The following is a 26,786-nucleotide window of genomic DNA, read 5'->3' as shown; positions in this document are numbered from 1 at the left end:
CCCCCGGCCTCCGGCCCCGCCCGTCGGTGGCTGACGCTGGCCGGCACGGCCCTGGTGATCCTGGTGTCGGGCTGCGCCACCACGGCGCTGCCCGAGGCCGGCAGCGGCACCACCGGCACCCCCACCGCCACGCCGCCGGTCGCCGCCAACGCGCCACGCCTGCCTTCGTACCGCCTGCCCAGCGACGTGCCCCTGAGCACCATCGGCACCGCCGAGACCTCGCTGACCAGCGTGACCACGCTGGACGCCCCGGCCGATCTCTGGGACCGCATCCGCCGCGGCTTCGCCATGCCGGACCTCGAGGGCGACCTGGTGCGCGACCGCGAGCAGTGGTACGCCACGCGACCCGACTACATGCAGCGCATGACGGAGCGTTCCAGCCGCTACCTGTTCCACATCGTCGAGGAGATCGAGCGCCGCAACATGCCCATGGAGCTGGCCCTGCTGCCCTTCATCGAAAGCGCGTTCAACCCGCAGGCCGTCTCCAGCGCGCGCGCCGCCGGCATGTGGCAGTTCATGCCCGCGACAGGCGAGTCCTTCGACCTCAAGCAGAACGTCTTCCGCGACGACCGGCGCGACGTGCTGGCCTCCACCCGCGCCGCGCTCGACTACCTGCAGCAGCTGTACGCGCGCTTCGGCGACTGGCACCTCGCGCTGGCGGCCTACAACTGGGGCCAGGGCAACGTCAACCGCGCCATCACGAACAACCAGCGCCAGGGCAAGCCCACCGGCTACACCGACCTCAACATGCCGGCGGAAACGCGCATGTACGTGCCCAAGCTGCAGGCGGTGGAAAACATCCTGGCCCGACCCCAGGCCTACAACACCACCCTGCCTCTGATCGGCAACCACCCGTTCTTCGACACCGTCGCGCTGCAGCGGGACATGGACGTCGCTCTCATCGCCCGCCTCGCAGAGGTCGATGAGAAGGACTTCCGCGCGCTCAACCCCTCGCTGCGCCAGCCCATCGTGATGGCCGCCGGCACACCCCATGTGCTGCTGCCCTGGGACAACGCGGTGGTCTTTCAGCGCAACCTGCAGTCCTACACCGGTCCCCTGGCGAGCTGGACGGCCTGGGTCGTGCCCTCCACCATGTCCGTGGCCCAGGCCGCCGAACGCGCGGGCATGAGCGAATCCGAGTTGCGCTCGGTCAACAACATCCCGCCGCGCATGCAGGTGCGCGCCGGCTCCAGCCTGCTGGTGCACCGCACCGAAAAGCGCAACGGCGACGTGCCGGTGCATGTGGCCGACAACGGCCAGATCTCGTTCCAGCCCGAGGTCATCCTCAAGCGCACCACCGTCAAGGCGCGCAAGGGCGAAAACCTGGCGCACCTGGCCCAGCGCTACGGCGTGAGCCCGGTGAGCGTGGCCGGCTGGAACAAGCTGGCCGTGAACGCGACGCTCAAGCCGGGCCAGCGCATCACGCTCATGCTGCCCCAGCGCGTCACGCTGGCCAAGGCCGCCCCGCAGGCCAAAAAGGGTGCCACGACCACGGCGGCGCGCAAGGCCTCGCCCACCGCGAGCAAGCCGGTGAAGGCCAAGTCCAAGACCGCCTCCAGCGCGAGCAAGACCCGCGTGGCCTCCAGCAACAAGTCGGACCGGAAGAAGTGAGTGCCCGAGGTCAGGCCCGGAACCGGGCCTTGGCCTTGCGGGCGAAGTCGTTGGTGAAGGTGAGCGCCAGATCCACGCGCTGCAGCGAACCCGGCTCCTCGAACTGCGCCAGCATCCGGGCCGCCGTGGCCGGGCCGGTCTCGGGCATCAGGCCATCCACCGTCCAGGCCTCGCGCACCCGCGCGAACGCCGCCAGGTACAGCGCACGATCACCCTGGAAGTAACGCTCGGGCACCACCTTGATGATGTCGGACGGACCCGCCGTCTGCAGCCACTTCAGCGCGTGCACCATCGCATCGGCCATCGCCTGGCTGGCCTTGGGGTACTGCGTCAGAAAGCTCCCCGGTGCGCACAGGCAGCCGGAGGGCAAGGGCCCCCCGAAGACCTCGGCGGTGCCGCGCACGCTGCGCGTGTCAGCCACCACCTTGAGCGAGCCCATCTGCTCCAGCTGCGTCACGGTCGGATCGGTGGTGCTGATCGCGTCGAGTTCGCCGCGGCGGAACGCCTGCACCGCCGCCGCCGCATTCGCCAGCGGCACATAGCGCACGTCGTTGGCGCGCAGCCCGACCTTGCTCAGCACCAGGCTCGCCACGCGGTGCGACGCCGCGCTCGTCGCCATCACGCCGACGCGGCGGCCGCGCAGATCGGACACGCCGCCGTTGTGGCCCATGGTTTCCAGCGACACCCCCACCACCACCTGCGGCGCGCGCCCCTGCAACACGAAGGACTGAAGGTTCTGCCCACGCGCCTGCTGCGCAATGGTGTTCGCGTACGGACCCGACAGCACATGGGCCGCACCGCTCTGCAGGGCCTGCAGCGACTGCACCACATCGGGGAATTCACGCAACTCCACATCCAGGCCTTCCTGAGCGAAGTACCCAAGGCGCTCCGCGATGGTCAGCGGGAGGTAGCAGAAAGAAGTGCGGCTATCGACGGCGATCGCCAGCCGTGGGGCACCGGGTCGAGGCGCGGGTGGCGCCACCGGGGCAGGCGCGGACTGCGCGCGCAAGGCCGGTACAGCGGCCGCCGCCACGCCCCACGCACAGACACGCCCCCAGTTTCGGCGACTCCACATGACCCGGCTTCCTCTCTTGGTTCATTCATCCATGAACCTTGAGACTAGGGTTCAAGCCGCGAGCCCGCATCGGGACCATTCCCGAGCGGGTTTGTACCGAGCAATTGCAAGTCGATGTAACGGCGCGAACACCAGCGCGCATCAAACGAAAAGGATCGCGAGATTGACGATCAAGCCGAGGGTCCACGCGAGGCTGCGCGCCGTGGCCAGGTTGGCCACGTACATCATGATGTAGAGCACCCGCAGCACCACGAACAGAAAGGCCAGCACGTCCAGGCGGACCTGCGAGGCGCCGAGCTGGTGCGCGATGATCACCGCGCCGATGAAGAACGGCAGCACCTCGAAACTGTTGGCTTGCGCGGCGTTCGCACGGGCGCGCCAATCGCTCTGGCGCGCCAGCCATTCGCGCGGGTGCTTGTTGTCGAAGCCGCCGTCGCGGCGCGGTTTGGAGAACGTGCCCGATTTCGCCAGCCACGCACAGCCGATCGGCAACAGCGAGGCCACCACCACCGACCAGTAAGCGATGGTCAATCCAGCCAGTTTCATGATGAAGCGCTTTCGAGAAAGAGGGGCGCCGATCAGCGCCGGTCCACCAGGGCATGGGCGATCGTGCCCAGGTCCACGTATTCAAGCTCGCTGCCCACCGGCACGCCTCGCGCCAGGCGGGTCACCTGCACATCCGTGCGGCCCTTGAGCGCCTGGGCGATCACGTGCGCCGTGGTCTCGCCCTCGGCGGTGAAGTTCGTGGCCAGGATGACTTCCCGCACCTCGGGCTCGCCCAGCTCGGCCGGCGCGCTGATGCGGTCAAAGAGCTTCTGCAAACCGATGTCGCGCGGGCCCACGCCATCGAGCGGGCTGAGCTTGCCCATCAGCACGAAGAACAGCCCCTTGTAAGCCCCCGTGCGCTCCATCGCCGCCTGGTCGGCCGGTGTTTCCACCACGCAGAGCTGGCCGCGATCGCGCCGCGGGTCCTGGCAGGTGGCGCAGATGTCGTTTTCGGTGAAGGTGTTGCACAGGTTGCAGTGCTTCACGGAACTGGCCGCGTGCTCCAGCGCGCGCGCCAGCTGCACCGCGCCGTCGCGGTCGTGCTGCAGCAGATGGAAAGCCATGCGCTGCGCCGACTTCACCCCCACGCCGGGCAGGCGCCGCAGGGCCTGCACCAGCAGTTCGAGCGAGTGGTTTTCAGCCATCGGTGTGGGTGGGCGCCCGCGCGATGGAGATCAGAACGGAAACTTCATGCCACCCGGCAGGCCGGGCATGCCGGCCGTGATCTTGCCCATCTTCTCGGCCGAGGTTTCTTCGGCCTTGCGCACGGCGGCGTTGAACGCGGCCGCCACGAGGTCTTCCAGCATGTCCTTGTCATCGGCCAGCAGGCTGGGGTCGATGGTCACGCGCTTGACGTCGTGCTTGCAGGTCATGAGCACCTTCACCAGGCCGGCGCCCGATTCGCCCGTGACCTCGATGAAGGCCAGCTCGTCCTGGGCTTTCTTTAGGTTGTCCTGCATGGCCTGGGCCTGCTTCATGAGGCCGGCGAGTTGTCCTTTGTTGAACATGGTATTCCTTGGGTTTCCGAGTGAAAAAAGAGGGTCAGGCCGTGATGGCCTTGAGGGTTCCGGGCACGATTCTGCCGCCAAAGTCGCGCATCATGGTCTGCACGAAGGGATCGTTCAGGATGTGCGCTTCGGCCTCACGCTGGCGGCGCTCCGCTTCGGCGGCCACGCGGCGCGCCGGCGAGTCCGCGACGCTGCCGATCTCGACCGTGAGGCGCACCTCGTGCCCGAGGGTTTGCAGCGCCGCGGCCAGCCGTTCGCGGATGTTGCCCTGGTTGAGCGAACTGCGCTCCACACGCAGCATCCACTGGTCCGTGTCGCGCGCGATCAGCTGCGACTGCAGGCCCAGTTCGCGCACCAGCGCGGTGATGGTTTCCGCGCGCACGAGTTGCATCACGGTCTCGAACCAGAAATCGCCTTCCACGCTGCCACCGGGTGCGGCAGGCAACACGGTTTGCGCGCCGTGTTCCTCGCGGGGCCGTGGCTGATCCAGCGGACCGGGTTCGCCGGCTTCGCGCACCGGAATGGCCACGACGCGCTGCGGTGCGGGTTCGGCGGCCTCCTCCCACGGAGGGCCGTCGTCTTCCGGCCAGGGCGCATCGTCGTCCATCGGCTCGGCGAGCATCTGCGGTGCGGCCTTCGCCACGGGCTCCGCCATCGGCAAGGGTGTAGGCACGGGCGCTGCAACGGCCGGAGGCGGGTTCACCACCGGCAGGCGCACCAGGGGCACGGGCTGCGGCGCGGCCGCCACCACGGCGGCGACCGGCGTTTCAGCCGATTTCAGTGTTTTTTTTTCCGCTGCGGCACTGGGGCTGACCGTGCCGGCGGGTTTGAAGGCCATCAGCCGCAGCAACACCATGGTCAGTGCGGCGTACTCGTCGGGCGCCAGGCCCAGCTCGCCGCGCCCGTGCAGGCACAGGCTGTAGAGCAGTTGCGTTTCGTCGGCCGGCAGGCTTTGTGCCAGCCGCGCGATCTGCGCTTCATCGGGATCATTCACGCCCTCGGCCTGGGCCCGATCGGGCACGGCCTGGAGCACCGCCATGCGCTGCAGCACGCCGGTCATCTCTTCCAGCGTGGACGCGGCGTTCAGACCGTTCACGCGCAGCGCATCCACGGTATCGACCACCGTGGCCCCGTCGCCGCGGGCCAGCGCATCGATCAGGCGCAACACGTAGGAGCGGTCCACCGCACCCAGCATCTGGCGCACCGCGGCTTCCTGCAACTGACCGCCGCCAAAGGCGATCGCCTGGTCGGTGAGCGAGAGCGCGTCGCGCATGGAACCGCGCGCGGCGCGCGAAAGCAGGCGCAGCGCCTGCGCATCGGCCGTCACCTGTTCGGCCTGCAACACCTGTTGCAAATGCTCCAGCACGGTTTCCGGCGCCATCGGCCGCAGGTTGAACTGCAGGCAGCGCGAGAGCACGGTCACCGGCACCTTCTGCGGGTCGGTCGTGGCCAGCACGAACTTGAGGTATTCGGGCGGCTCTTCCAGCGTCTTCAACATGGCGTTGAACGCCGTGTTGGTCAGCATGTGAACCTCGTCGATCATGAAGACCTTGAAGCGCCCCTGCACCGGTTTGTAGACCGCCTGCTCCAGCAGGGCCTGCACCTCGTCCACGCCCCGGTTGGAGGCGGCATCGAGCTCGGTGTAGTCGACAAAGCGGCCGCTGTCGATGTCGGTGCAGGCCTGGCACACGCCGCAGGGCTCGGCGGTGATGCCGCCCTGCCCGTCGCTGCCCAGGCAGTTGAGCGACTTGGCCAGGATGCGCGAGACCGTGGTCTTGCCCACGCCGCGCGTGCCGGTGAACAGGTAGGCGTGGTGCAGGCGCTGGGTCGTCAGGGCGTTGGAAAGCGCTTGCACCACATGGCCCTGCCCCACCATCTCGGTGAAATTGCGCGGGCGGTATTTGCGGGCCAGGACGACATAGGACATGACGACGATTCTAAGCGGCGGGGTATTGCCGGGCGGCCCGGCACCGATGCACCTCATCGCCTACAATCGACCCCGACGGGCCTTCCCGCATGGTGAAGCGGCCAACCGGGTCAGGTGGGGAACCAAGCAGCCCTAACTGTGAATCCAGTGCCGGGGTCAAGGCTCGTCACCTTCTTCTAAAAATCCCCATTCAGATCAACAAACTGAGTCCTGACAAGGGCTTACGTCGCCTTCGCTGTATCACTTGGCTGTGTCACATCCCCAACACTTCGACTCGGGAAACGACATGGCACAGGTGGAAGGTCTGAACCTTCGGGGCTCTCGTTGGTACGTTCGCGTCGTCATTCCTGATGACCTTCGCGAGGTCTATGGCAAGGCCCGCGTGAACCTCGCTTTGGGCACCAGCGACCGCAAAGAGGCGGTCCTTCGCGGCACCCTTGAGCGGGCCAAGTGGCTGTCCGATTTCGAGGCCAAGAGAGCAGCCATCAAGCCCGCGCGAATCACCGCGATAACACCAGACCTCGCGGCGCATCTCGCGGCCATGGTACGGGCTCATGCGTTGTCTGAAGATGACCGTGTGCGGTCGGATGTGAAGCTCCTCGCGGAGATGGTCCACATGCGCCACGAGCTGCGCCTCCGTGCGGCGAACCCTCTACGCATCCCGCAGTGGGACCCTACTGAGGTTCGTGAAGATGACCTCTCGGGGCTCACGCCGGAAGAAGCCCGCGAGCTGGCCGACCTCAATGCCTACCTCGATGGGAATGCGGCCATCGCCCTCGCTGGTGGAAACCTCAAGTTTGTGATGCCCCTCGTGGAAGCTCAGGCGGCCCTTCTGGGCTTCGATTTCGACGTGAAGACCCCAGGAGTGCGGGAGGCGTTAACGGCGTGCATGAGGGCGTATCGAACGGCCCACCGCGAGATGACTATGAGGGACGCCGGGGAGGTCGTGGAGACGCCTGCGGTGCCCTCGCCGCCCTCCTCTGTGACGCCCACGCCCCCCGACAAGCCCAAGACCCTGCGTGATGTCTTCAACAGTTGGAAAGTCTCCGGAGCAAGCGCCAAGTCAACCGACACCGTGCAAGCAATGGAGCGTGCTGTCCGCCAGTTTGAAGCCCAGCGCCCAGGGGTCAACCTGCTGGGCATCACGCGCGAAATGGGCGTGACATACAGAACGTGGCTCATGGAGAACAGCGGGACATTGAAAACCGCGAGAGACCGCCTGACAGGTCTCAAGACCCTCATGAAGTTCGCCTTCCGAGAACTGGAGTGGACCGAGCGTCATACATGGGAAGGCATCGACATCAAAGCCAAGACCACCAACAAGCGCCGCGCCATTACCGACGATGAAATGGCAATCCTGTTCGGGTCCCCGCTGCATACCCGCTATGAGCTTCCCAAGAGCCCCCAAGCGGGTCGAGATGCGGCCTACTGGGTTCCCCTCATCGGTGCCTTTACGGGGGCTCGCTTGGGTGAGATATGTCAGCTCCGCACGCTTGACGTGCAGACCGTGGATGGCATCCCGGCGTTGGTCATCACCGACGAGGGCGATAGCCAGAGTGTGAAAACGGACGCGGGACACCGCACCATCCCAATTCACAGCGAGTTGATCCGGCTCGGCTTTCTCGAATACGCGAACGCCATGCGCAAGGCCGGTCACGATTCGCTATGGCCTGCGATGTCGCTGCGCAAGGACAAGGCAAGCGACTACTTTGGGCGGTGGTTCAAGGACTTCCGCGAGGGGCTTGGGATGCCGGGACGGGATCAGCCCTCCTTCCACTACTTCCGCCACACGGTGCGCCCCTTAATGCGTCGTGCTGGCATCGACGGGAAAATCCAAGACCTCATTACAGGCCACGAGACGAGGGGTAGTGTGGGCGATGAGGTCTACGATCGGTTACTTCTAGAAGAGCTTAGGCCGGGTGTTGAGGCGATCGGCTATCCGGCATTGGCGCTGCCTCTGGTGTCGCCCCACGTCGACCGCCAACCTTAAAACTAACGCCGACGAAGATCCACCCTGCTGGCATTTTCAAGTCATGTCTACCAGCTCGATGATCATCAACGAATCGGCGACGAGAGCAAGCCCTCTGCTCCCGCCAGCGCTTGGCTGTATGGATTTCTCCGAATGATCGCCAAGCTCCTTCAGCTTGTTCAATAGTTTGATCACCTCTTGCCCGCCAGCCTCAGGCGAGATTTGGCGCAGCTTTTGCGCTAGACGCTCTACAAAATTTCGTGGAGAAACCGCACTCCCCTGCACAGGATCGCTGCACCAGATGGGCTCAGATTCCTTCGTATCAAAGTACAAGTAGTGATTGCTGTTATCTGTGAAATTTGACGGGCAGGAACTCATCTCTACAAGGCGCAGTGGGTCGAGATTGACATCAACTTCGTACAAAGCAGCTTTGTCAAAAATCATAGGGCATGCGTAATACACCATAGCCCCGTCATTTTGATTCAAGTTATACAGTAGTTCGTGCTGTGAAAATCCTGTGTTGTCATTCTTTGTCGTATCGAGCGAAGCACGATAGTGGGGGCGACTGACGATCTGCGATGGGGTGTGCTGCATCCGCCTCTTCATTTCAGAGACTACTTTGAACTGTAGAAAGTACGCGAGAAAACGACTTGAAAGTCTATAGTTGTTTCCGATTGCAGCAGAACTCAGCTTTGCAAAAAACTCCTCATCCGACAGTTCAGTCATCGCAAACGCTTGATCGAACCCCAAAAAGGCCTCGCGTTGTGGGGAGTATTTGTAGAAGTTGAACCCCGAAGCATTTCCCAGGCCATATGTCCCCCTGATCAGCTCCATCAAAGGGTAGTGGTAGTGCATCTCCAAGACGGTTTCTGTGATCGACATTGAGACTTTGCCTGCTGTACAAAAAAGAATGGTGATTAGAGCAAATCCTAGCCGAGGCCGTCCGCACCCATTGAGCGACAACACTACCCTTGGCCGCCTTCTGGAGCCCCGCAATGGCATCGCCGCCATCATGAGGGCCGCTCCGTGAACTCTGCGGGGGACTAAACGGCAAACCGAGCGACCGAGCATTCCCCTCAAAGCCGCACGCGAGGGCCTTGGAGTGAAGATCACCGGAGGTCAACCAGCTCACGAGCCGTTTGGCCTTATGCTGTTTCGTCGCTATGGCGCGTGACCATAGGAAACACCATCTGGACGCCGGCAGGCACGGGAGAAACAGCTTGAACTTGAACCATCAGCCGACATTGCGGCAGTTGCAGGACATTCATGCACGGGCAGACGATTCAGCCGGTCATCACATCCTGTGGGTAGATCGGCATGGTGAGGTTCACCTCACATGCATTCCGGTCGGCATGGGGCCGAATGGATTTGAGGCGGCCACGCCTTCGATGAAGATTCGCTACGAGACAGCAGACCCCGGCAATGGCTACGTGGGATTGGCTGCATCCAAAGACACGCCCTTGATGGAGCGACTTCTTCGCAGTTTGGTCGAGCGGTGGAACGATCGTTTGCCGGGCAACCGTGTTGAGTACGTCGATGAATGGTGAGCGCCCCGCCATCCGAATGGACACGCCCTCGAAGTGGCGCCTCGATCACCGTCCCGTTGGGTACTCGCGCATGAGGTCGGCAAGCGGCAGGTTGTGATTCCCGTCCTTACGGATTCGGTCGTAGGCTTCGCGCGACAAGATTGACTTGTCAAAGCCCCTGCCGTACATGCTCTTGTCGTACTGCTCGATGGCGTACCGGTTGCCACGCTGGAGAGCTGGAATCTCCGCGTTGATACGGGCCTTGTAGGCGTCGTATGCGGCCTCTGGCACGCCCTCCTCTATCTCCCGCTGCCGCTGGCCCTTCATCCATCGCTCGATGTCCATGCGCGAGAAGACCATAAGGCCCCCGTCCGGGTTGCTCATGGGAAGCCCGGCCATGAACGCACGGTACACCTTGCTGCGCTCATCGAACTCCATGCGCACCTCCGACGCGGCATAGCCCAGCTCGCGAGCGCGGGCCTTCGGGACCGCATCCAGGAACTTGCCGAGCCACGCACCGGGGTCTTCGCGCTCGGCCGGCGCAGAAGGCAATTCAGACCGCAGGTACAGCGTACCGTTGACCTTCACCGACACCCTGGGGTCTGCCACGTACTCCACGGCCAGCCGGAGCGCCGTATCGGCATCCTGAGCTTGCCCGCTATGGGCCAGAAGGTTCGCGTACCTCCGCACCCATCCGCTCACCTGGGCAGTGTTCGGCGTGGTGTTGTGCTGGGCGGTTCCAACGGGGTCCGACTTGAGCCACTCGGGGACCTCCTTGTCACGCGCCTTCAGCATGCCAGCGGCCAAGGCATTGCCAAGGGCCAGAGGATTGTTGCGGCGAACGATGTCCCACGCACCATCTCCCGCGTTCTCCAGCCAGTCCATCCAAGGCGTATCGAGCAACTCTCCGACCTTCCCTGCGATCTTGCTTTCGAGCTTCGCCGCAGGCGTACCCGCTGAAGCCCCGGAAGCTGCCGACGACGCAATGGCCGCAGCATCAGCAGGAGACCGCCCCATGTGCACCAGGAAGCCGATGTCCGAGAACCGCTTGTACGCATCCTCTCCGGCCGTCTGGCGGGCCGCGTCAGGGCTCACGTTGTTGAGCTGTCGGAACAACTCGATGGCCTGCTTTCCGGCCTCGTTGAGTTCCCCCACCGGCTTCCCATTGGTGCCGAAAGAGATGGACGAGAGGTTGTTCAAACCGGCGCGGAGCTGGCCTGACCAATTGGGGTTCACGAGACCGTTGAGGTTCCACGCCGACACCTGTTGGTCAAACGGTAGACCCTCGGTCTTGCGCACCAGCGCCTGCTCGGCGTAGCCCTTCACATCGAAGTCCTTGAGGTTCCCCGTGGTGGTCATCACCTGGGGCGTGTTGGTGCCCTGGACATCCCACAAGCGGCCCTGCGAGAGCGCCGCGTCTACGCGCTTCTGGGCCTCGTGCTCCATGCCCGCAATGGCGCCCTGAAGCTGGGCCTTACGGAGGTCCTCAGCGGCCCGCGCTTGAGCCGCGAGGTTGGACTGAAGAAGCCCGTTGATGAACGCCGAGGTGGTGTACTTGCTGTTCTGCTCACCGGTCGCCCACTTCATGAACCGGTCCACCGGGAGGCGCCCCTCGCTGGCCGACATGTAGAACGGGAGGGACTCGGTGTCCACACGCTCGCGCTCGATGCCATCGAAGCGGGTCCCGGCCTGGGCCTCCAGAGTGGCGGCCTTGTCGGCACCCAGCATGGACCGCACGGAGCCGATGTCGGGAAGCTCGGTGTTGAGGATGCCAGTGACAATCGCGGTCTTGCCAGTCGCTGCGGCCCGCGTAAGGGTTTCCTGAAGGGCGCCACGAGCTGCCGCAGGGGGCATCACGGAGGTCTTGCGCAGGAGGTGGTACTGACCCATGACCTCGTTCACGGCGTCGTCCGTGGAGCCCTTGTAGTCGCTCGCGGTGACGCGGTTGAGGACGTTGCCGAGGTTGTCAGCGGCATCGTTCGCGGCCTTCTCCACGATCACCTTATCGTTGGCCTGAGCGACACCCGCCATGAGCTTCTCGCGGAGTCCGTTGAACTGCTTGTCGTAGCCCGCAACGGCGTACTTGCTTTGACCCGCGAGGGCAGTGTTACGGGACTCCACGAGGTACTGTTCGACCTCCTGAGCGGAGTTGAAGGTGACCTCACCGGTAGACACCTTGGACATCACGTAGCGCTCCAGGGCGGCCATCGCGTTCTGCCCCCAGATGTTTTGGGCCGTGGCCGCGAACACCGGAGATTGCGAGGGCATCAACTCGCCGGAGCGGATGCGCTTACCCAGCTCATCGACCGTCATGGAGTTGGCCCACCGAGATGCGTTCTCGGTCTCGCGCTGCTCGTGAATCTTGCGGTTCGTTTCGTTGAGCATGTCGCCGGCCGCAAAGGCGTTCGCAAGGCCCTCCCAGGCGGCCATGCCGGGGGTCTCTTGGGTTTGCGCAATGGGGCGTGCCTGGGTGACCAAGCGTTGGCCGCTGAAGTCGTCGGAGACTGGAAGACGTGTGCTCATGCTTGGCTCCCTTCGGTGGACGCGGAGGTGACCACAAGGGCTCCCCGAGCGAGGTCTCGACACAGCTCCGAGATGGTGCGATTCTGGAAACCCGCGACCATGCCGAGTAGGTAGTGGTCATGGAGGATTTCGGTCAGGGCCTCGCTGTTGGTCACCGTGTGGCGTTCCCCGGTGGGATCAATGGTGTGCTGGCGGTGCCGCTGGAAGTTCTTGAGGTGGTCGAAAGCGGCGACCGGGAGGGAGTAGGCACGCATCACGCGGGCTTCGTGGTCTTGGGGTTTGAACTGAGACATGGATACAGAAAATGAAAAAATAAAAGCCCCGACACCGGTAGGCATCAGGGCTCGCGACGTGGGAAAGTTGGCTCTCCCCTTTACAGATGAAGCCACGGGGACGCGGCATCGGTGCCTATATAGGGCTCGGCAAGGGGGGACGCTCGGGGGAAGACCTACGTGGGGAAGACACCATGGTCACCACCATCTCGGGGTCAACTGAAGGCCACCCGCTAGACGCTCTCGGGCTACTCGATGAGGTGCATTGCTAATTGGTTGGATCATGGATGCACCCCATGCTGAGAACACCTGAAGGGCTTGGATCGGAACCGATTGGGCACCTGTCGGTTGGCCTCAGCTTCGCCCCATCCGGTTCGCCTTTTGGTGCCCTCTTATATGGTGGTTGCTAAGGCGGTTTCGTGGTTGCTAAGGACGGCCTCAGTACGGGACATCACCCACACACAGGCCCAGAGATTGCCGGTAGCGGTTGAAGGCCGCATCCTCAGCTTCGCGATACAGCCGCTCCAGCGGATGGTGGTTATCCGTAGGTGCCGCTCCCCCGTAGGAGTGAACGACTGCGCCATGCGCCTCACGCACCGTCACCAACCCGGCCCCGAGAAGTTGCCCGAGGATGGTTCGCATGGTCTGCCGCGAGGCGAACGGAACATCCGCCGTCAGGTGGAGCGTTGCCCCGTGCCGATCCGCCCGAGCCATGTTCCCCAGGGTGATGCCCAGTGCCGCGAGGTATGAAGTCGAGCAGCGCACGGCTCCCAGCGCGGTCGTCGCCCATTCACGTAGCAACGACTCGGGGTAGTCGCCCCCGCAGTCAGGCACGGGTTTCATCGCGTAGTGGCTCACGTCGAATCACCCATCTCGTCCCCCGAGAGACGCACGAACGGGCGCGAGCGGTGAGACAGGCTCAGATTGATGATGCGGGGTGCGCATAGCGCGGCGGGCACCATGCGGACAGCGGGTTCCTCGTCGGCCTCGCTGGGGATCGCCTGGAGGGCGGCCATGGCCTGAGGTCGCGACAGGCCGTGCATGGTCTTCACCGCATCGGGGTGGATGTGGCGGGCCAGATAGGCGCGAAGGATCATGTCTACCGCTGCGGCGTTGCTCAGGGTCTCCCCAGTGCGGCGCTTGTGATCGCGCATGTAAGTCTTGAGGGCGCCGAAGGTGGAATTGCGGAAGGTCAGCTCGCGGTTGATGAGGGGCTCTTGCGAGACGTTGGGCGTTGCAGATGAGGTCAGTTCTTGCATTGGGTCGGGATGATGAAAAAGACAAACCCCCGAGGCATCCGAGTTGGACGCTATCGGGGGCTCGGTGGAGTTGGCCGAACGGCAGGACGCCGCCCTTCCTGATGGGTACCCTTTATTCCGGAGCGTGAATCGCCTCGGATTGCTGGGTCTCCAAGTGGGTACGGTTTACCCAAGAGACCACCGCTGCCATGAAGCCCTTCGGTCAGTGCCGTGTCTCTTACATTACTCATGCTTTTCAACACACCGGGAGACGCAGGATGCCGATTACTCAGACGGACGTAGAGCAGTGCATCGCAGGCCGCGAGCCGGAAGGGCTATATCTGGACTTCAAACGCGGTGCATCCTTGACCGTGGGGAGCAATGAGGCGCGGACAGAACTTGTTAAGGACTGCACGGGCTTCGCGAACGCTGCGGGCGGGACGATCATCTACGGCGTGGCGGAGGCGTCAGTAGAGGGCGTCATGACCGCCAGTGGGCTAGACCCCGTGGTTGATGCCCGCGCTACCCGCGACTGGATTGGCGATGTGCTCCGCAGTAGTACAAGTCCGCCGCTAACACGGTTCCACGTCACCGAGCTTCCTCAGACGGGGGGAGGACGCGTCGTCGCGGTCGAGATTGAAGCGGCGAGCACGGCCCACCAAAGTCTGCGCGACCACAAGTATTACCAGCGAGCGGGGGCAGCTACCGTGCCGATGGTGGACTTTCAAATTCGAGACGTTATGGCTCGACGCACCAAGCCGGAGGCTGCTGTCGATCTACGCTTGCGGAAGGTGCTGCAATCCGAAGCACTTCATCGCTACGCTCTCGAAATAGCCGTCGAAAACACTGGCTCGGTGACCTTGGAGAAGTGGTGGCTAGATGTTGACTTGCCCGCGCAGGTTCTCCGCGATACGCGGGCCAAGCAGACGGACTTGATGGCGATGCAACCCAACTTTCACAAACTCGTCGCCCACACAGCGTATGGTGACGGCACACGAATTGGTAGAGTCAGCTACGGTGACCCATGGCGGGACGGCGAGAGAAGCCTTATACATCCCGGGCAGACGCTGAGGCTCAACAACAGCTACCGACATTTCGCCGAAATCTTGATAGAAGTTGATGAACAGATATACCAACAGGTGAAGGGCACACCTCTTCGCTGGGTCTTGTACTTCAACAATAGCGCCCCGCAACGTGGCGAAGTGGTTTTTGATGACTGGTGCACTTTCTGATCCCCGCACAAGGAGTGTCATCTAGGTACGCATCAACAGGACTGCTCAACAAGGCTGGCATACAGCGTTGATCGGACCACGCGCCGTGTGCGCTACGCCGGCACGCTCTCCCTGATGGTTATCACCGTAGCGCGACTGATACCGTACTCACGGGCGACCTGTGAGACCGTCTCACCAGCTTCTAATCGAGCCCTGATTGCGTCCCTATCGGCCTCGCTGGTCTTCGTCGGCCGGCCCAGTTGCTTGCCCTCGGCTTTAGCCCGAGCGAGCCCCGCCTGGGTGCGCTCCACCAGCATGTCCCGCTCCATCTCGGCGACAACGGCCAAGATGCCGACCACGGCCTTACCCGCAGGGCTGGTCAGGTCGGAGTCGCCCAGCGCATCTACCTTCACGCGGATGCCCCTGTCCGTGAGGTCGCGCAAGGTCTGCATCACGTCAATCATGTCGCGTCCCAAGCGGTCCAGCTTGGCGACTACCAAAAGGTCCCCCTTCTCCAGCTTGTCCAGCATCTTGGCGAACTGTGGGCGCTCCTTGGCGGGCACCTTGCCGCTGATGGTGTCGGTGAACCAACGGTGAGGCTCGATTGCGTAGCCCTTCGTCTCCAGTTCGTGGCGCTGGTTGTTGGTGGTCTGGTCGGCGGTGCTAACCCGCCCGTAGCCGAAGGTGCGCATGTGATGCCCAGGTGTTGAAAATGGGTGTCAGTATCTCCATACCGTTGATAAGTGTCAACCTCTAATTTATTGACACCCAAAACTCCTTGGAATCCCGGGTGTTGGCAACCTTCGTTTTCTGACAATGTCGTCGTGGCGCCCCTCTATCATGGGTGTGTAGGAGTTATGGAGAAATGCCGGTGAGTCAACATTCAAAATGGTATTCAAAGCGACAAGTCGTTGCGGACGTGGTTCTTACAGGGGCGGGCGTCGCATGTTTGGCAAATGGCGTTTTTTCTCTCTGGACGGGTAACCTACCTGCATCTGGAGTCGGGCTTGCGGCGGGGCTGGTCCTACTTCTCGCGGCCTCGATCGAACGATTTGAAATGCTGAAGGGCCTTGGGGTCGAGGCACGAACGCGGAAGTTGGATGAAGCAATCACTCAGGCGAATGCAACGATTGAACAGTTGAGAGAACTCGCTGAGATGTCAGGGGCTACGCTGATCTCGCTGAACTCAAAAGCCGGCAGGCTTAGTGGGCCGCCTACTGTTCAAGAGGCCCACGCCACGGCCCAACGTGTAAGAAGACACCTTGAAAGTCTGGGAACCAATCCAGAAACTGTCCGCGAGGTTCTCGCTCCGTGGGTCAAGATCACCACTACCGACTTGGTGCGGCGCCTCCTGAAACGCGTCGAGCGCCCACTCCTAGTTGCTCAAGAACAGCTCAATGCGAAGGTTCAGGCCTACCCTCAACCAATCGCCTCTGATGATCTTCAATATCTGGCGTTGGTAGAAGAGCGGAAAAAGTACGGCGCATTTTGGGGATCGGTCGCAGGAAACGTGTTTGACTGGCAACCGGGAACACACGCCGAAAGGCTGACTTCGCTGATCCGAGACATGCCCCTACTAAATGAGTTGGACAGACCATCGCTGCACGAGTATGTGAACCCTTGGAAGAAGCATTTGGACCACCTTGCGCGAAACCAAGACCTTCTTGACAAGGATGCGTGGTTCGCCGCCGTGCGCTCCGAGGATGCTCTTGGGGGGTAAAGCCGGAGGCCCCCATGGGGGGAAACTCGCGCTCACTCTGCATCGAGGAGGCTCTCGAATTTTTTCGGCAAATTAAGCCCCCCGTCTTGGTCTCCGTTTAAACCGCATCCTCTGAAGGAACACCTATGGCGAGAGCGCTCGGCGGCCCATACGTGCAGCACACGTTCGGCGAAGAAGTCACGGAACACTACAAGCAACACCTCGGCTGGGTCACCGCGAGAATAGACACGTCAATCGCTTGGCCCCTGGAAGACACTCTCATTCGCTATGACGGTGACGACTATTTCATGCGGGGAACAGGACGGGATCATTCGCAAACACCATGCATCAGCATGCGGACGCACCCAGATCGGACAGCCGAACATGCTGTTCACAAGATGTATCGCTTCGGTTCGATTCTTGGATGGTACTTGGAGGGGTTCGTTGACGTTGGGGGGTATATAACAAGCTCACACGCCGTTCGATACGGACGCACGGGGCAGCCCCCAAGTGGGACCGTAATGGGAGAGGGCAATAAGCTGAACTGCAACTACTTGCCATTGATTCCAAACGACGAGGCACGCAAAGCTCTCGCCTTCTGGAGAGAAGGTCAGCGGCTCTATAGGGTGCATGATGCCTATTCCTTTTTGAGCTTCTACAAGGTCATTGACTCTCAGTTTACAAAGGCAAAAGGGAAAGACAAGGGTGCATGGATTGCGGCAGCCATTCCACGATTGACACACCACGCAGCCGAACGCGTGCAAGAGTTGCAAGCCAACGGCGTTGATGTATCGACCCACATCCGCGATAGCGGTCGGCACGCGGTTGCTCATGCGTCTATTGGGGAGGTAATTGTTGACCCTGACCTTGTTGAGGATCGTCAGCGAATCTTCAAAGACATCGACGTTATGCGGGGCCTTGCTCGAATCTTCATCCGAGACGAACTTGACATACCAACGCTCATGGATGTGTACCGCGAGCGCGATCGATTAATTCCTTTGTACAACTTCATAAGTGCAGACGCTCTTGAAGATGTAAAGAGCCGAGACGCAATTTCGGAGAAATCACTGAAGTTAGACGGGATGCGCGTCAGTGTCAGAATTTGGCCGGAAATGCCGCCAGAGCCCTTCAAAAATCTGTATCTGTCGGTCGTCGCAGTACAAAGCGGCGTAGCCAAGGTGGTCGCGGCCAATGCGGACAAGACGTTGTCGCTTGTGTTCTATTTTGATTTCCATAAGGGAGAAGCCCATGCGTCCGTAGAAGAGAACTTCGCTCTGTCCCCTACGCGTGGCGGCGACATCCACTCGGCGATCGCCGCCATGGAGTTCTTCAGAGATGTGATCGGAAATAGGACAGCAGAAGTGATGCTGGAAGGCGGGGAGGTGGTGCAATGCGCCGTAGTCATTCCGGTAAACATCGACATCGGGAGGACGTTTGACGGGATTGAAAAACACATAGATAAGCTCAGGGCTATGTTGCCAGCTACTGTGCAGTCCACAGCCGCACCCGCACAGAATCCCAATTGATGACACAGTGCATGCCGAATCCCAAAGCTCTAGGTGACAGGGCTCGCGGCGATTCTCGAAACTCCAAAAGATCATTCAATCGGGCGAGCCCTTTGGGGGCTTTCTTAGCCCTGGGCGTGCTTCCCGTAGAACGCTCGGTCAATGCCGTTGTAAACGAGCCGCCATGCCAGGAATTCAACTTGTCCCGCGCCGTCACCCAACCGGAGCCATGTGGGGCGCCAGGAGTTCACCTTAAGGTTGAAGCACAGGTGAAAGGCCCATTTGGTCGTTTCCACATAAAGGTCGCTTCCGTGCATGAGGTCGATGACGTGGTGTCCAAACTGAAGTCTGAATTGCATGGTTTGATGCTCCTAGTGCAGCCCGAAATTGGGCGAGAGCCTGCATCATCACGGTTCAACGTGAATTTGTAAACTAATTGATTACATTGCCATGAAGATCATGGCACCGTGAACATCACGGGACTGTTACGATTGGGGCTCGCTGTGGCACCGCCCTGTATCACCTACAACGAAATCGACTCCCGTAACCTGTTGATTTAATTGGATTTTTCCGACGACTTGGCGATGTCAAGGCTCGTCACCTTCTTCTCATCCTCCCGCCATGTCCGTGCGCGATCCCGCCTCCATTGCCAGCTGGCACGCCCACGTGTACTTCGGCGCGGACACCCGCGACGCCGCCTGGGCCCTGCGCGAAGTCATCGCCGCCGAACTCGGCCCGCGCGTGCAGATCGGGCGTTTCCACGAAAAGCCGGTCGGACCGCATCCGGCCTGGACTTATCAGGTGGCGTTCGATGCCGGCGAGTTTGCCCATGTGGTGAGCTGGCTCTCTCTCAACCACGCCGCGCTGGATGTGCTCATCCACCCCAACACGGGCGACGCCCTGAGCGATCACCGCGACGGCGCGCTGTGGCTGGGCAAGTCCTACCCCTTGAACCTGCAGGCCCTGGTGGACTGAACGGCCGACCATGAGCCCCTGGATCCTGCTCGGTCTGGCCATCGCCGCCGAAGTCGTCGGCACCTCCGCCCTGAAGGCCAGCGAGGGCTTCAGCAAGCTCTGGCCCTCGACCGTCGTCGTGGTCTCTTACGGCGCGGCGTTCTACCTGCTGTCGCTGACCTTGCGCACCATTCCCGTGGGCGTCGCCTATGCCGTCTGGTCGGGTGTGGGCGTGGTGCTCATCGCGCTCATCGGCTGGCTGGTCTTCGGCCAGAAGCTCGACGGTGCCGGCCTGCTGGGCATGGGCCTGATCGTGGCCGGCGTGCTGGTGCTCAACCTGCTCTCGAAGAGCTCGGCCCACTGAATCAGGTCGCCATCCAGCGGCGCACGCCCTCGCCGGCCGCCACCCCGCTGGCCAGGCAGGCCGTGAGCAGGTAGCCCCCGGTGGGCGCTTCCCAGTCCAGCATTTCGCCAGCGCAGAACAGGCCGGGGCGCGACCGCACCATCAGGCCGTCGTCCAGGGCATCCCAACGCACGCCCCCCGCGCTGCTGATGGCTTCGTCGATCGGCCGCGCGGCGGCCAGCGTGATGGGCAAAGCCTTGAGCGCGGCGGCCAGGCGGGCGGGCTCGTGCAGGGCGTCCTTGCCCAGCAACTCGTTGACGATGGCCATCTTGATGCCCTCCAGGCCGAGCCGGCTCTTGAGGTGGCTCGAGAGGCTGCGCGAACCGCGCGGGTGGGCCACTTGCGCGAGCACCTGTTCGGCCGTGCGGTCGGGCAGCAGGTCCAGCTCGAACGTGGCCCGGCCCTCACGCGCAATCTGGTCGCGCAACAGAGCCGACACAGCATAGATCAGGCTGCCCTCGACCCCCGTGGCCGTGGCGACGAATTCGCCCTTGCGGTGAAAGCCGTTCCCCAGGCTGTCCGTGAACCGCACCGCCACCGACTTGAAAGGCTGGCCCGCGAAACGCTCCACGAAGAAGGGGCTCCAGCCGCCCGCCACGTCGAAGCCGCAGTTGCTGGGCAACAGGGGCGCCACGTCGATGCCCTCGCTCTGCAGTCTGGGCACCCAGGCACCGTCGGAGCCCAGGCGCGCCCAGCTCGCCCCGCCAAGCGCGAGCACGGTGGCGCGGGCCTGGACACGCAGCGGCCCCTGCGGCGTGTCGAACGCCAGGGCCGCGCCGTCCCACCCCGTCCAGCGGTGGCGCATGTGGAAGCTCACCACCGCGCCGCCCTCCTCGGGATGGCGCAGCCGGTGCAGCCAGGCCCGCAGCAGCGGCGCGGCTTTCATGTCGGTGGGAAAGATGCGCTGCGAACTGCCCACGAAGGTGGTGATGCCCAGGCCGGCGGCCCAGTCGCGCACGGCCTGCGGCCCGAAGGCGTCGATCAGCGGGCGCAGGCGCTCCGCCTGCGCGCCATAGCGGCCCACGAAGGCCGGCAGCGCTTCGGCGTGCGTGAGGTTCATGCCGCCTTGGCCCGCGAGCAAAAACTTGCGGCCCACCGAGGGCATGGCGTCAAACAGGTGCACACGCAGGCCGGCGCGGGCCATGACTTCGGCGGCCATCAGGCCGGCGGGGCCGCCACCGATGACAGCCACATCGACGGGCAGGAAAGAACTCGGATCGGTCATGAGGAAGGTGAAACATCGGCCAGCTCGATGAGCCGGCCCTGTGCATTGATGAAGGCCAGCCGGACCGTTTCGCCCGGTCGGGCCTGCGCCATGGCCTGGCGGTAGCCCTCCATCTGCGCGAGCAGTTCGGGCTGGCGTTCGGGGTGAGCGGCGCTCTTGTAGTCCAGCACCCACCAGTCGCCGCTGTCGCGACGGCGCACCAGGCGGTCCAGCCGCAGCAGCTCACCCCGGTGGAAGAGCGCGACCTCGTTGCCCCAGTGGTTGAGCTGCTCGGCGTCCCAGGCCCAGGCGGCCTCGCCGCTCACAATGCGCCGGGCCATGGCCAGCACGTCGCGCGCCTGTGTGGGGTCCAGCGCGAACTCGCGCGCCACCGCCTGGCTGTGTTCGGGCGCCCAATCGAAACCCTGGGCCGGCGTGGGCCGCCATTCCAGCAGGCGGTGCAGCGCCAGGCCGATGCGGTTGGCCGTGTCGTCCACGGGTGGCGGCGCCTTCTCGGCATCGACCGCCGGCGACAGCGCCACGGTCAGCGCGGGCAGGCTCGGCAGGTCAAAGGTCGGGTTCTCCAACAACCGCTCGCCGTCGAGCCCCACCGCGGGTGATGGGGCTTCCAGCGGCGAAGCCAGCGGCTGCAGGCGCGCGTACCAGGTGGTGGCGCTGCGCTTGTGCGGCTCGAAGCTGGAGATCACCAGCCGCGATTCGGCGCGCGTGAGCGCCACATAGAGGGCGTTCAATTCTTCCAGCGAGCGTGCCTGCTGTTCCTGCTGCAGGGCATCCACCGCGCAGGCGGGTGGCGATTTTTCACTGGCGAGGAACACGAAGCGGCGCGGCAGCGGGTCCTCGCCCGGCCACTCCACCAGCACGCCCATGCTCTCGGGCCGGGCGGACCCGGAGTCGGTGTCGAGCATCAGCACGGTGTGGGCTTCCAGGCCCTTGGCGCCATGGATGGTGAGCAGGCGCACCGCCCCGGGTGTCTGCACCGCCGTGGCCTTGATGCCGCCGGCCTTGAGTGCCCGCACGAAGCGATAAGGTGTGAGGAAACGCCCTCCGTCCTGCGCCAGCGACTGGGTCAGCAGGTCGCGCAGCTGGGCCAGCACGGCGGCGCGCTGGCTCGCGGGCACCGCTTGCGCGAAACGGGCGAGCACGTCGCCATGGTCGTAGAGGGCCGACAGCGCGTCGTGCGGCGGCAGACTCAACAGCCAGCCTCGGTACAGCGCGAGCCGTTGCGCGGTGCCAAGCATGAGCGAGGCCTGCGCAGGCGTGGCGGACGCCGCCGCCTGCTCGTCGGCGGAGAGACCGGCGAAACGCTGAAGCACATCCCACCAGGAAAGCCGGATCCTGGGTTGGTCCGCGCCCTCGGTGCGCGGCGCGGTCCAGCGCACGCGCCAGCGTGCCAGCTGGGCCAGGTCGTCGTCGCTCCAGCCGCACAGCGGCGACTTGAGGGCCCGGGCCAGGCTCAGGTCGTGCCGGGTCGAGACCAGGGCGTCCAGCAGCGCCACCACGTCCTGCACCGCAGGCGCCTCGCCCAGTTCGAGCTTCTCGGGTTGTTCGCTGGCCAGGCCGCGTTCGAGCAAGGCCTCGTGCATCCACGCGAGGCGCTCGCGCCGGCGCGACAGCACCATGATGTCGTCAGGCAGCAGGCGCCCGTCACCGACCTCGGTGGCGATCCAGTCGGCGGCCTGCGCGGCCTCCAGCGCGGCCAGACTGTCTTCGGGCAGCACACGCGGCGTGATGAGGCTGTCGCGCCACACGGGCCCATCGCCCTGCCCGGCGGCGCTGCGCTCCAGCAGGCTGCGCGGCAGCTGCGGCAGGCACAACACCTCGCCGTGCGCGGTGCTTTCGGTGGTGTGGGTGCGGTAGTCGCTGCCGTACTCGCCAGCCTGCACCGCCGCGCCCATGGCGGCGTTGAGCGCGTCCACCACCGCTGGCGCGCAGCGCCGCGTGTGGTCGCAACTGAGCAGCGCACCGGCCAGACCCTGCACGACGAAGGCCTGTGCTGCCTTGAACACCTGCGGCTCGGCGCGGCGGAACCGGTAGATCGATTGTTTGGGGTCCCCCACCAGGAACACACAGGGGGCTTCGCCGGGACCGGCCCCCGCGTAGGCCGACAGCCAGCCATAGAGTGCCTGCCATTGCAGCGGGTTGGTGTCCTGGAACTCGTCGATCAGCACGTGGCGCACGCGCGCGTCCAGCCGCTGCTGCAACCAGCCCGAGAGTTCGGCATCGCCCAGCAGGCGGCGCGCCGCGCCCTCCACGTCGTTCATGTCGACCCAGCCGCGTTCGCGCTTGAACGCGGCAAAGCAGGTCAGCAGCACGCGGGCCAGGCGAGACAGGCGCTGGTGGTGCAGCCAGGCGCGGTGCTGGCGCAGGGCTTCGAGCGTGCGCAGCGCGAGTTCCTGAGCGGCGCGCACGGCCTCGATGCCGGCGAGCTTGTCGCTGAACTTGCGCGCCTCGTCCTTCTGCGTGAGCAGGGCCGTGAGCACCCCCGCACCGTCGGCCTGGCCGAGCGCCTGCTCCAGCTCGACGCCTTTGGCGGAGAAGGTCACGGCGCTGGCGCGTCCCAAGGCTTGAGCGGCTTCCCGCAGCAGCGTGAGGGCTCGCGCATCCTGGACCAGCCAGCGCACGGGATCGTCGAAGCCAGCGTACTCTGGGTACCGCTGGTCCACGGGATCAACCGACGCGTCGACCACGCCTGCTGCATCGGCCAGCGCGAATTCGACCCGCTTCTGCAGCGCCTTCTCCAACGCCTTCAGCGTCTGGTGACGGCCATGCTCGGCCACGCTGTCCATGAAGTCCTGCCGCTCGGCGGGATTGGTGGCAAGCGCGGCGTAGAAACGCGGCCAGACCTGGGCCACCGCCCGCGCGTCGTCTTCGAGCAACTCGTACTGCACCGGCAACTGCAGTTCCTGCAGCACGGACAGCGGTGCCCCCCGCAGCAGCGCGGCAAACCAGCTGTGAAAGGTGCGCACCTGCACCGGGCGCCCGATGGCGGTCACGCGTTCATACAGGCTGCGGGCCTCGGGCACACGCCGCCGGGCGTCTGCTTCGCCCAGGCCCCGCACGCGCAACTCGATGGCCAAGGCGTCGTCGCTCAGGCCGGCCCAGCGCCGCAGTTCGGCGTTGAGCCGGTCGCGCATTTCACCGGCAGCCTTCTTGGTGAACGTGATCGCCAGGATGTCCTGCGGCGCGCAGCCGTCGAGCAGCGCGCGCAGGATGCGCGAGACCAGCATCCAGGTTTTGCCGGCGCCGGCACAGGCTTCCACGGCGATGCTGCGCGCGGGGTCGCAAGCCAGCGCATAGAAGGCTTCGCGCGCGGCGGGCGCGCCATTGATGCGGTAGGCGGGTGCCGTCATTCGGGTGTCCAGAAATCCTTGCGGCACAGGCCGCGCGCGGCGCAGAACTCGCACACCCGCCCTTCACCAAGGGCCGGCATGGGCTGGCCGGCGGCGATCCGCGCCATGTCGTGCGCGAGGCCGGCCTGGAGATGTTCGCGCGCCATCAGCACGTCCGGTTGCTCCACGAGCCAGGTGGGGCCGTCCTTGCCGCTGTCGCCGCGTTTGTCGGTGATGCTGAGGTAGGCGGCGCGCAGGTTGTCGTCGGGCAGCAAGGCGGCGTAAAACGCCAGCTGGGTGTCTTCCAGCGGTTCCTTCACGCGATCGTTGGTCTTGCTGCGGCTCTCGGTCTTGTAGTCGATCACGAAGGAGATCGGTCCCTCGGGGCTGTGCTGTGCGTCGATGCGATCGAGCTTGCCGTAGAGCTTCCAGGGCCCCGCGCTCGCGGTGCACTCGGCCTCGGCCTGGACAAAGCGCGGGCCCGGCCGGTCGTCGGTGGCCTCGAAGCCGGCCAGCCAGTCGAGATAGCCTTCGCGCAAGGCGGGCCACACGGCCTGATAGGGCAGGAACCCTGCCCCACCCTCGCCCGCGTTCAGACCCATGGCGGCAGCGGTCTCGTCGGCCAGCCGGTCGAGCCAGGCCTGGTCGGCATCGCGCCCCGGGCGGGTGTCGCCCCGCTGCTCATGAAATGCGCGCAGCACCGCGTGCAACCAGTTGCCCATGTCACGCTGGTCGGGCTCGGCTTCGAGTTCGGCGGCTTCCACCAGGCGCAGCTGGCGCAATGCGAAGAAGCGGTAGGGGCAATCGCGCAAGTCCTGGTAGGCGCTCGCGGAGAGCGACTCGGGCAGCACGTCGCCCGCAGAAGGTGCGGGTCGCGGCGGGGTCGCCGCCTGGAGCGGGCGCAGGTCGCGCGGATCGGCCGCGGGCGGCATCGGCAAGGCCTGCACCCAGGCACTGGGCAGCACGGCCTCGCCACGTTCCTGCGTTCGCCACAGAAGAGCCAGATGCGGCAGGGCGAGCGTGGCTCGCCACGCGCCGGCCGCGGCCTGGGCCAGGGCCTCGCGGGAGGGCAGGCCCAGCAGCTCGCGCTGCGCCGCGGTCCAATCGCCGGGCGGCTCCGGGCTGGGGCTCAGGTGCGACTCGTCGCAGCCCGGCACCACCGTGGCGGCGAACGGCCGCCCCAGCAGTTGCGCCATGGGCAGGACCACCACCGCCGCGTCGCCCACGGTCTGGGGCATGAAACTCGCACCTTCGAGCACATCACGCACCCAGGCCGTGAACGCGCTCAGCGACAGGCGGGCCGCACCGCGCGCGCTCCCGTCCACCGCCTGGGTCACACCGGCCAACTCCATGGCCGCACCGTCACCCAGGCGCAAGACCTGCAGCAGCTGTTGCCCGGCGGGGTCGGCTTCCAACGAACTCCACAGGCCGCAGGCCTTGAGCGACGAAGCGAGATCCCCCAGCCAGAGGGTCAAGGGACGCCCCGCCTGCAAACCCTCGAGCCAGGCAGACAGGCCGTCGGGGATCAGGGGAGCCAGGCGCGCATGCTGGAGGGCCGCCCTCCAGCGCGACACGCCGGCTTCGCGCGCCAGCTGCTCCAGGGGCTGCACCTGGGCCTCGGGCCAGGCTGTGGCCTGCTTGAGCAGGTCCAGCACATCGTCCATCGACGCGCGCGCGTCGACCGCGCGCAGCACGCTCATGAGTTGGGCGGCGGCGTGCGTGGTGGAGAGTTTCCAGCCGGTCTCATCGCGCACCGGCACCTCCATGCGATGCAGCATGGCGCTGACGCGCCGGGTGAGCAGGCGGTCGTTGGCCACCAGCGCCACAGGAACACGCCCGAGGTTGATCTGCGCGATGACGCAGGCCGCCGCGCGCTGGGCTTCGTCCTCCGCGTCACCGCAGGCGTGCAGAACCGGGGCCTCGCGGCCTTGCCCGTCCGACTCGCCGAGGGACAGGACGATCGCTTGATCGCCCCAGCGCGAAGCCAGGGCCATGGCCAACGGGTCTTCCTGAAACCCCTGCAACACCACCAGCAGATCGGCGTGCGCGCCGGGTTCGGCCATCGGCGCCCACAGCACATCGGTGGCGTAGGCGGAGGTGCTCGCCCAGGTCAACGCCAGCGTGGCCGACAGACCCTCCCACTGCAACGAGGACGACGTGGGTGCCAGCGCGTCGCGCAAGGGCTCCGCCCATGCCAGACGTTGCTCCGGCGGCACCGACGCAGCAAGGGGGGCCAGTTGACGCGCCGCCTCCACCAGCCGACCCACCATGACGGCGCGCAAGGCGGCGTCGGCCCGTGCGGGCGCCACGCGATCGATCAGCGCGGCGGCCATCAGGCTGTCGCGTGCCATGTCCATGCTGAGGTCGCCCGGCCCGGGCACGAAGGGCCGCAGGCTGGCGGCCCAATTGCGGCTGGACTCGAAGCGCGGCGCAAAACCGCTCGGGTGCGATGACGACCAGGCCCGGCGCCCCGCGTCCATCAACTGGGCATACGGCACCAGCACCACAACACGGCTGGCGGGCACGGCGCGGTCCTGCATCGCCTGATCGATCTGCGCGATCCAGCGCGCCCAGTGGCGCGCCGATGGATGGCCTTCGCCCGCGGCCGGTGAAGCGGCCTCTGGGATCGAGCTTACAGGCGTCATGGAAATGGGTGTTTCTGTCACAATGATGCGGACCGTGCGCTCAGAGGGTGTGAGAACACCTTGAACTGCTGGCATGTGACCCAAACTGTAACCCTTCCCCGTTCAACGACTTTTAGGATGA

At 64.7% G+C, this 26,786-nt stretch carries 23 protein-coding genes and 1 other RNA gene; 9 read left to right on the top strand and 15 right to left on the bottom strand.

Annotation, left to right across the window (positions count from 1 at the left end):
* Window positions 1-30: 30 nt before the first annotated feature.
* Entirely contained in the window at window positions 31-1,611 is a 1,581-nt protein-coding gene (locus AC07ZS_RS05495) for a transglycosylase SLT domain-containing protein (RefSeq protein WP_494797572.1), read from the top strand.
* 10 nt (window positions 1,612-1,621) lie between these two features.
* Here the strand turns inward: AC07ZS_RS05495 and AC07ZS_RS05490 are convergent, their stop codons facing one another.
* The 5 genes from AC07ZS_RS05490 to dnaX form a co-directional block, all read right to left on the bottom strand.
* Window positions 1,622-2,686: an ABC transporter substrate-binding protein gene (locus tag AC07ZS_RS05490; RefSeq protein WP_494797570.1), complete on the bottom strand. Its 1,065-nt coding sequence runs from the start codon at window positions 2,684-2,686 to the stop codon at window positions 1,622-1,624.
* Window positions 2,687-2,827: 141 nt separating this feature from the next.
* The gene (locus tag AC07ZS_RS05485) at window positions 2,828-3,232 is read right to left on the bottom strand and encodes an MAPEG family protein (protein ID WP_494797569.1); all 405 of its coding nucleotides are present in this window, start codon (window positions 3,230-3,232) and stop codon (window positions 2,828-2,830) included.
* A gap of 32 nt (window positions 3,233-3,264) precedes the next feature.
* A complete protein-coding gene (gene recR, locus AC07ZS_RS05480) occupies window positions 3,265-3,876 on the bottom strand; it encodes a recombination mediator RecR (protein ID WP_494797568.1) in 612 nt (203 codons plus the stop codon).
* A gap of 30 nt (window positions 3,877-3,906) precedes the next feature.
* A complete protein-coding gene (locus tag AC07ZS_RS05475; RefSeq protein WP_204734911.1) occupies window positions 3,907-4,239 on the bottom strand; it encodes a YbaB/EbfC family nucleoid-associated protein in 333 nt (110 codons plus the stop codon).
* Between the two features lie 34 nt (window positions 4,240-4,273).
* Window positions 4,274-6,166, bottom strand: a complete 1,893-nt coding sequence (gene dnaX / locus AC07ZS_RS05470) for a DNA polymerase III subunit gamma/tau (protein WP_494797567.1) — start codon at window positions 6,164-6,166, stop codon at window positions 4,274-4,276.
* Window positions 6,167-6,240: 74 nt separating this feature from the next.
* Between dnaX and ffs the strand changes: the two genes are divergently transcribed.
* Together ffs and AC07ZS_RS05460 are read left to right on the top strand one after the other, a co-directional pair.
* Window positions 6,241-6,337, top strand: an RNA gene (gene ffs / locus AC07ZS_RS05465) — signal recognition particle sRNA small type.
* Between the two features lie 115 nt (window positions 6,338-6,452).
* A complete protein-coding gene (locus AC07ZS_RS05460; protein ID WP_494797566.1) occupies window positions 6,453-8,156 on the top strand; it encodes a DUF6538 domain-containing protein in 1,704 nt (567 codons plus the stop codon).
* A gap of 36 nt (window positions 8,157-8,192) precedes the next feature.
* Here the strand turns inward: AC07ZS_RS05460 and AC07ZS_RS05455 are convergent, their stop codons facing one another.
* Window positions 8,193-9,017: a hypothetical protein gene (locus tag AC07ZS_RS05455; RefSeq protein WP_494797565.1), complete on the bottom strand. Its 825-nt coding sequence runs from the start codon at window positions 9,015-9,017 to the stop codon at window positions 8,193-8,195.
* A gap of 338 nt (window positions 9,018-9,355) precedes the next feature.
* On the opposite strand from AC07ZS_RS05455, the gene AC07ZS_RS05450 reads away from it, so the two are divergent.
* Complete coding sequence (locus AC07ZS_RS05450) at window positions 9,356-9,682, top strand: hypothetical protein (RefSeq protein ID WP_494797564.1); 327 nt, start codon at window positions 9,356-9,358, stop codon at window positions 9,680-9,682.
* 45 nt (window positions 9,683-9,727) lie between these two features.
* Here AC07ZS_RS05450 and AC07ZS_RS05445 read toward each other — a convergent pair whose 3' ends face one another.
* The 4 genes from AC07ZS_RS05445 to AC07ZS_RS05430 all read right to left on the bottom strand — a co-directional run bounded on the left by AC07ZS_RS05445 (window position 9,728) and on the right by AC07ZS_RS05430 (window position 13,715).
* The gene (locus AC07ZS_RS05445; RefSeq protein WP_494797563.1) at window positions 9,728-12,184 is read right to left on the bottom strand and encodes a hypothetical protein; all 2,457 of its coding nucleotides are present in this window, start codon (window positions 12,182-12,184) and stop codon (window positions 9,728-9,730) included.
* Window positions 12,181-12,522: a hypothetical protein gene (locus AC07ZS_RS05440; RefSeq protein WP_494797562.1), complete on the bottom strand. Its 342-nt coding sequence runs from the start codon at window positions 12,520-12,522 to the stop codon at window positions 12,181-12,183. The genes AC07ZS_RS05445 and AC07ZS_RS05440 overlap by 4 nt, the downstream gene beginning before the upstream one ends.
* Before the next feature lie 372 nt (window positions 12,523-12,894).
* On the bottom strand, window positions 12,895-13,314 hold the full coding sequence (locus tag AC07ZS_RS05435) for a hypothetical protein (RefSeq protein ID WP_494797561.1): 420 nt from the start codon (window positions 13,312-13,314) through the stop codon (window positions 12,895-12,897).
* Window positions 13,311-13,715 carry a hypothetical protein gene (locus AC07ZS_RS05430; RefSeq protein ID WP_494797560.1) on the bottom strand — a complete coding sequence of 135 codons (405 nt, stop codon included), beginning with the start codon at window positions 13,713-13,715 and terminating at the stop codon, window positions 13,311-13,313. Before AC07ZS_RS05430 ends, AC07ZS_RS05435 begins: the two co-directional genes overlap by 4 nt.
* Window positions 13,716-13,972: 257 nt before the next feature.
* On the opposite strand from AC07ZS_RS05430, the gene AC07ZS_RS05425 reads away from it, so the two are divergent.
* The gene (locus AC07ZS_RS05425; protein ID WP_494797559.1) at window positions 13,973-14,926 is read left to right on the top strand and encodes an AlbA family DNA-binding domain-containing protein; all 954 of its coding nucleotides are present in this window, start codon (window positions 13,973-13,975) and stop codon (window positions 14,924-14,926) included.
* 92 nt (window positions 14,927-15,018) lie between these two features.
* On the opposite strand, the gene AC07ZS_RS05420 is transcribed toward AC07ZS_RS05425, so the two are convergent.
* On the bottom strand, window positions 15,019-15,597 hold the full coding sequence (locus tag AC07ZS_RS05420; RefSeq protein ID WP_494797558.1) for a recombinase family protein: 579 nt from the start codon (window positions 15,595-15,597) through the stop codon (window positions 15,019-15,021).
* A 173-nt stretch (window positions 15,598-15,770) separates the two neighbouring features.
* Between AC07ZS_RS05420 and AC07ZS_RS05415 the strand changes: the two genes are divergently transcribed.
* A complete protein-coding gene (locus AC07ZS_RS05415) occupies window positions 15,771-16,625 on the top strand; it encodes a hypothetical protein (RefSeq protein WP_494797557.1) in 855 nt (284 codons plus the stop codon).
* A gap of 125 nt (window positions 16,626-16,750) precedes the next feature.
* The gene (mauJ, locus tag AC07ZS_RS05410) at window positions 16,751-18,130 is read left to right on the top strand and encodes a methylamine utilization protein MauJ (protein WP_494797556.1); all 1,380 of its coding nucleotides are present in this window, start codon (window positions 16,751-16,753) and stop codon (window positions 18,128-18,130) included.
* A gap of 104 nt (window positions 18,131-18,234) precedes the next feature.
* Here the strand turns inward: mauJ and AC07ZS_RS05405 are convergent, their stop codons facing one another.
* Window positions 18,235-18,468, bottom strand: coding sequence for a hypothetical protein (locus AC07ZS_RS05405; RefSeq protein WP_494797555.1), 234 nt, complete (start codon window positions 18,466-18,468; stop codon window positions 18,235-18,237).
* Window positions 18,469-18,730: 262 nt separating this feature from the next.
* Here AC07ZS_RS05405 and AC07ZS_RS05400 point away from each other — a divergent pair, with 262 nt between their 5' ends.
* Both AC07ZS_RS05400 and AC07ZS_RS05395 read left to right on the top strand, forming a co-directional pair.
* Complete coding sequence (locus AC07ZS_RS05400; protein ID WP_494797554.1) at window positions 18,731-19,084, top strand: DOPA 4,5-dioxygenase family protein; 354 nt, start codon at window positions 18,731-18,733, stop codon at window positions 19,082-19,084.
* 10 nt (window positions 19,085-19,094) lie between these two features.
* Window positions 19,095-19,427: an SMR family transporter gene (locus AC07ZS_RS05395; RefSeq protein ID WP_494797553.1), complete on the top strand. Its 333-nt coding sequence runs from the start codon at window positions 19,095-19,097 to the stop codon at window positions 19,425-19,427.
* A gap of 1 nt (window position 19,428) precedes the next feature.
* On the opposite strand, the gene AC07ZS_RS05390 is transcribed toward AC07ZS_RS05395, so the two are convergent.
* The 3 genes from AC07ZS_RS05390 to AC07ZS_RS05380 are packed head-to-tail and all read right to left on the bottom strand — an operon-like array spanning window position 19,429 to window position 26,665.
* Window positions 19,429-20,691, bottom strand: a complete 1,263-nt coding sequence (locus AC07ZS_RS05390) for a TIGR03862 family flavoprotein (protein ID WP_494797552.1) — start codon at window positions 20,689-20,691, stop codon at window positions 19,429-19,431.
* The gene (locus tag AC07ZS_RS05385) at window positions 20,688-24,041 is read right to left on the bottom strand and encodes a UvrD-helicase domain-containing protein (RefSeq protein WP_494797551.1); all 3,354 of its coding nucleotides are present in this window, start codon (window positions 24,039-24,041) and stop codon (window positions 20,688-20,690) included. The genes AC07ZS_RS05390 and AC07ZS_RS05385 overlap by 4 nt, the downstream gene beginning before the upstream one ends.
* A complete protein-coding gene (locus AC07ZS_RS05380) occupies window positions 24,038-26,665 on the bottom strand; it encodes a PD-(D/E)XK nuclease family protein (RefSeq protein WP_494797550.1) in 2,628 nt (875 codons plus the stop codon). The genes AC07ZS_RS05385 and AC07ZS_RS05380 overlap by 4 nt, the downstream gene beginning before the upstream one ends.
* Window positions 26,666-26,786 lie beyond the last annotated feature (121 nt).

It is taken from the genome of Hydrogenophaga sp. GW456-12-10-14-TSB4 (assembly GCF_059424305.1).
Note: the sequence above shows the minus strand (reverse complement) of the source record. Positions and strands in the feature narration are given on the sequence as shown.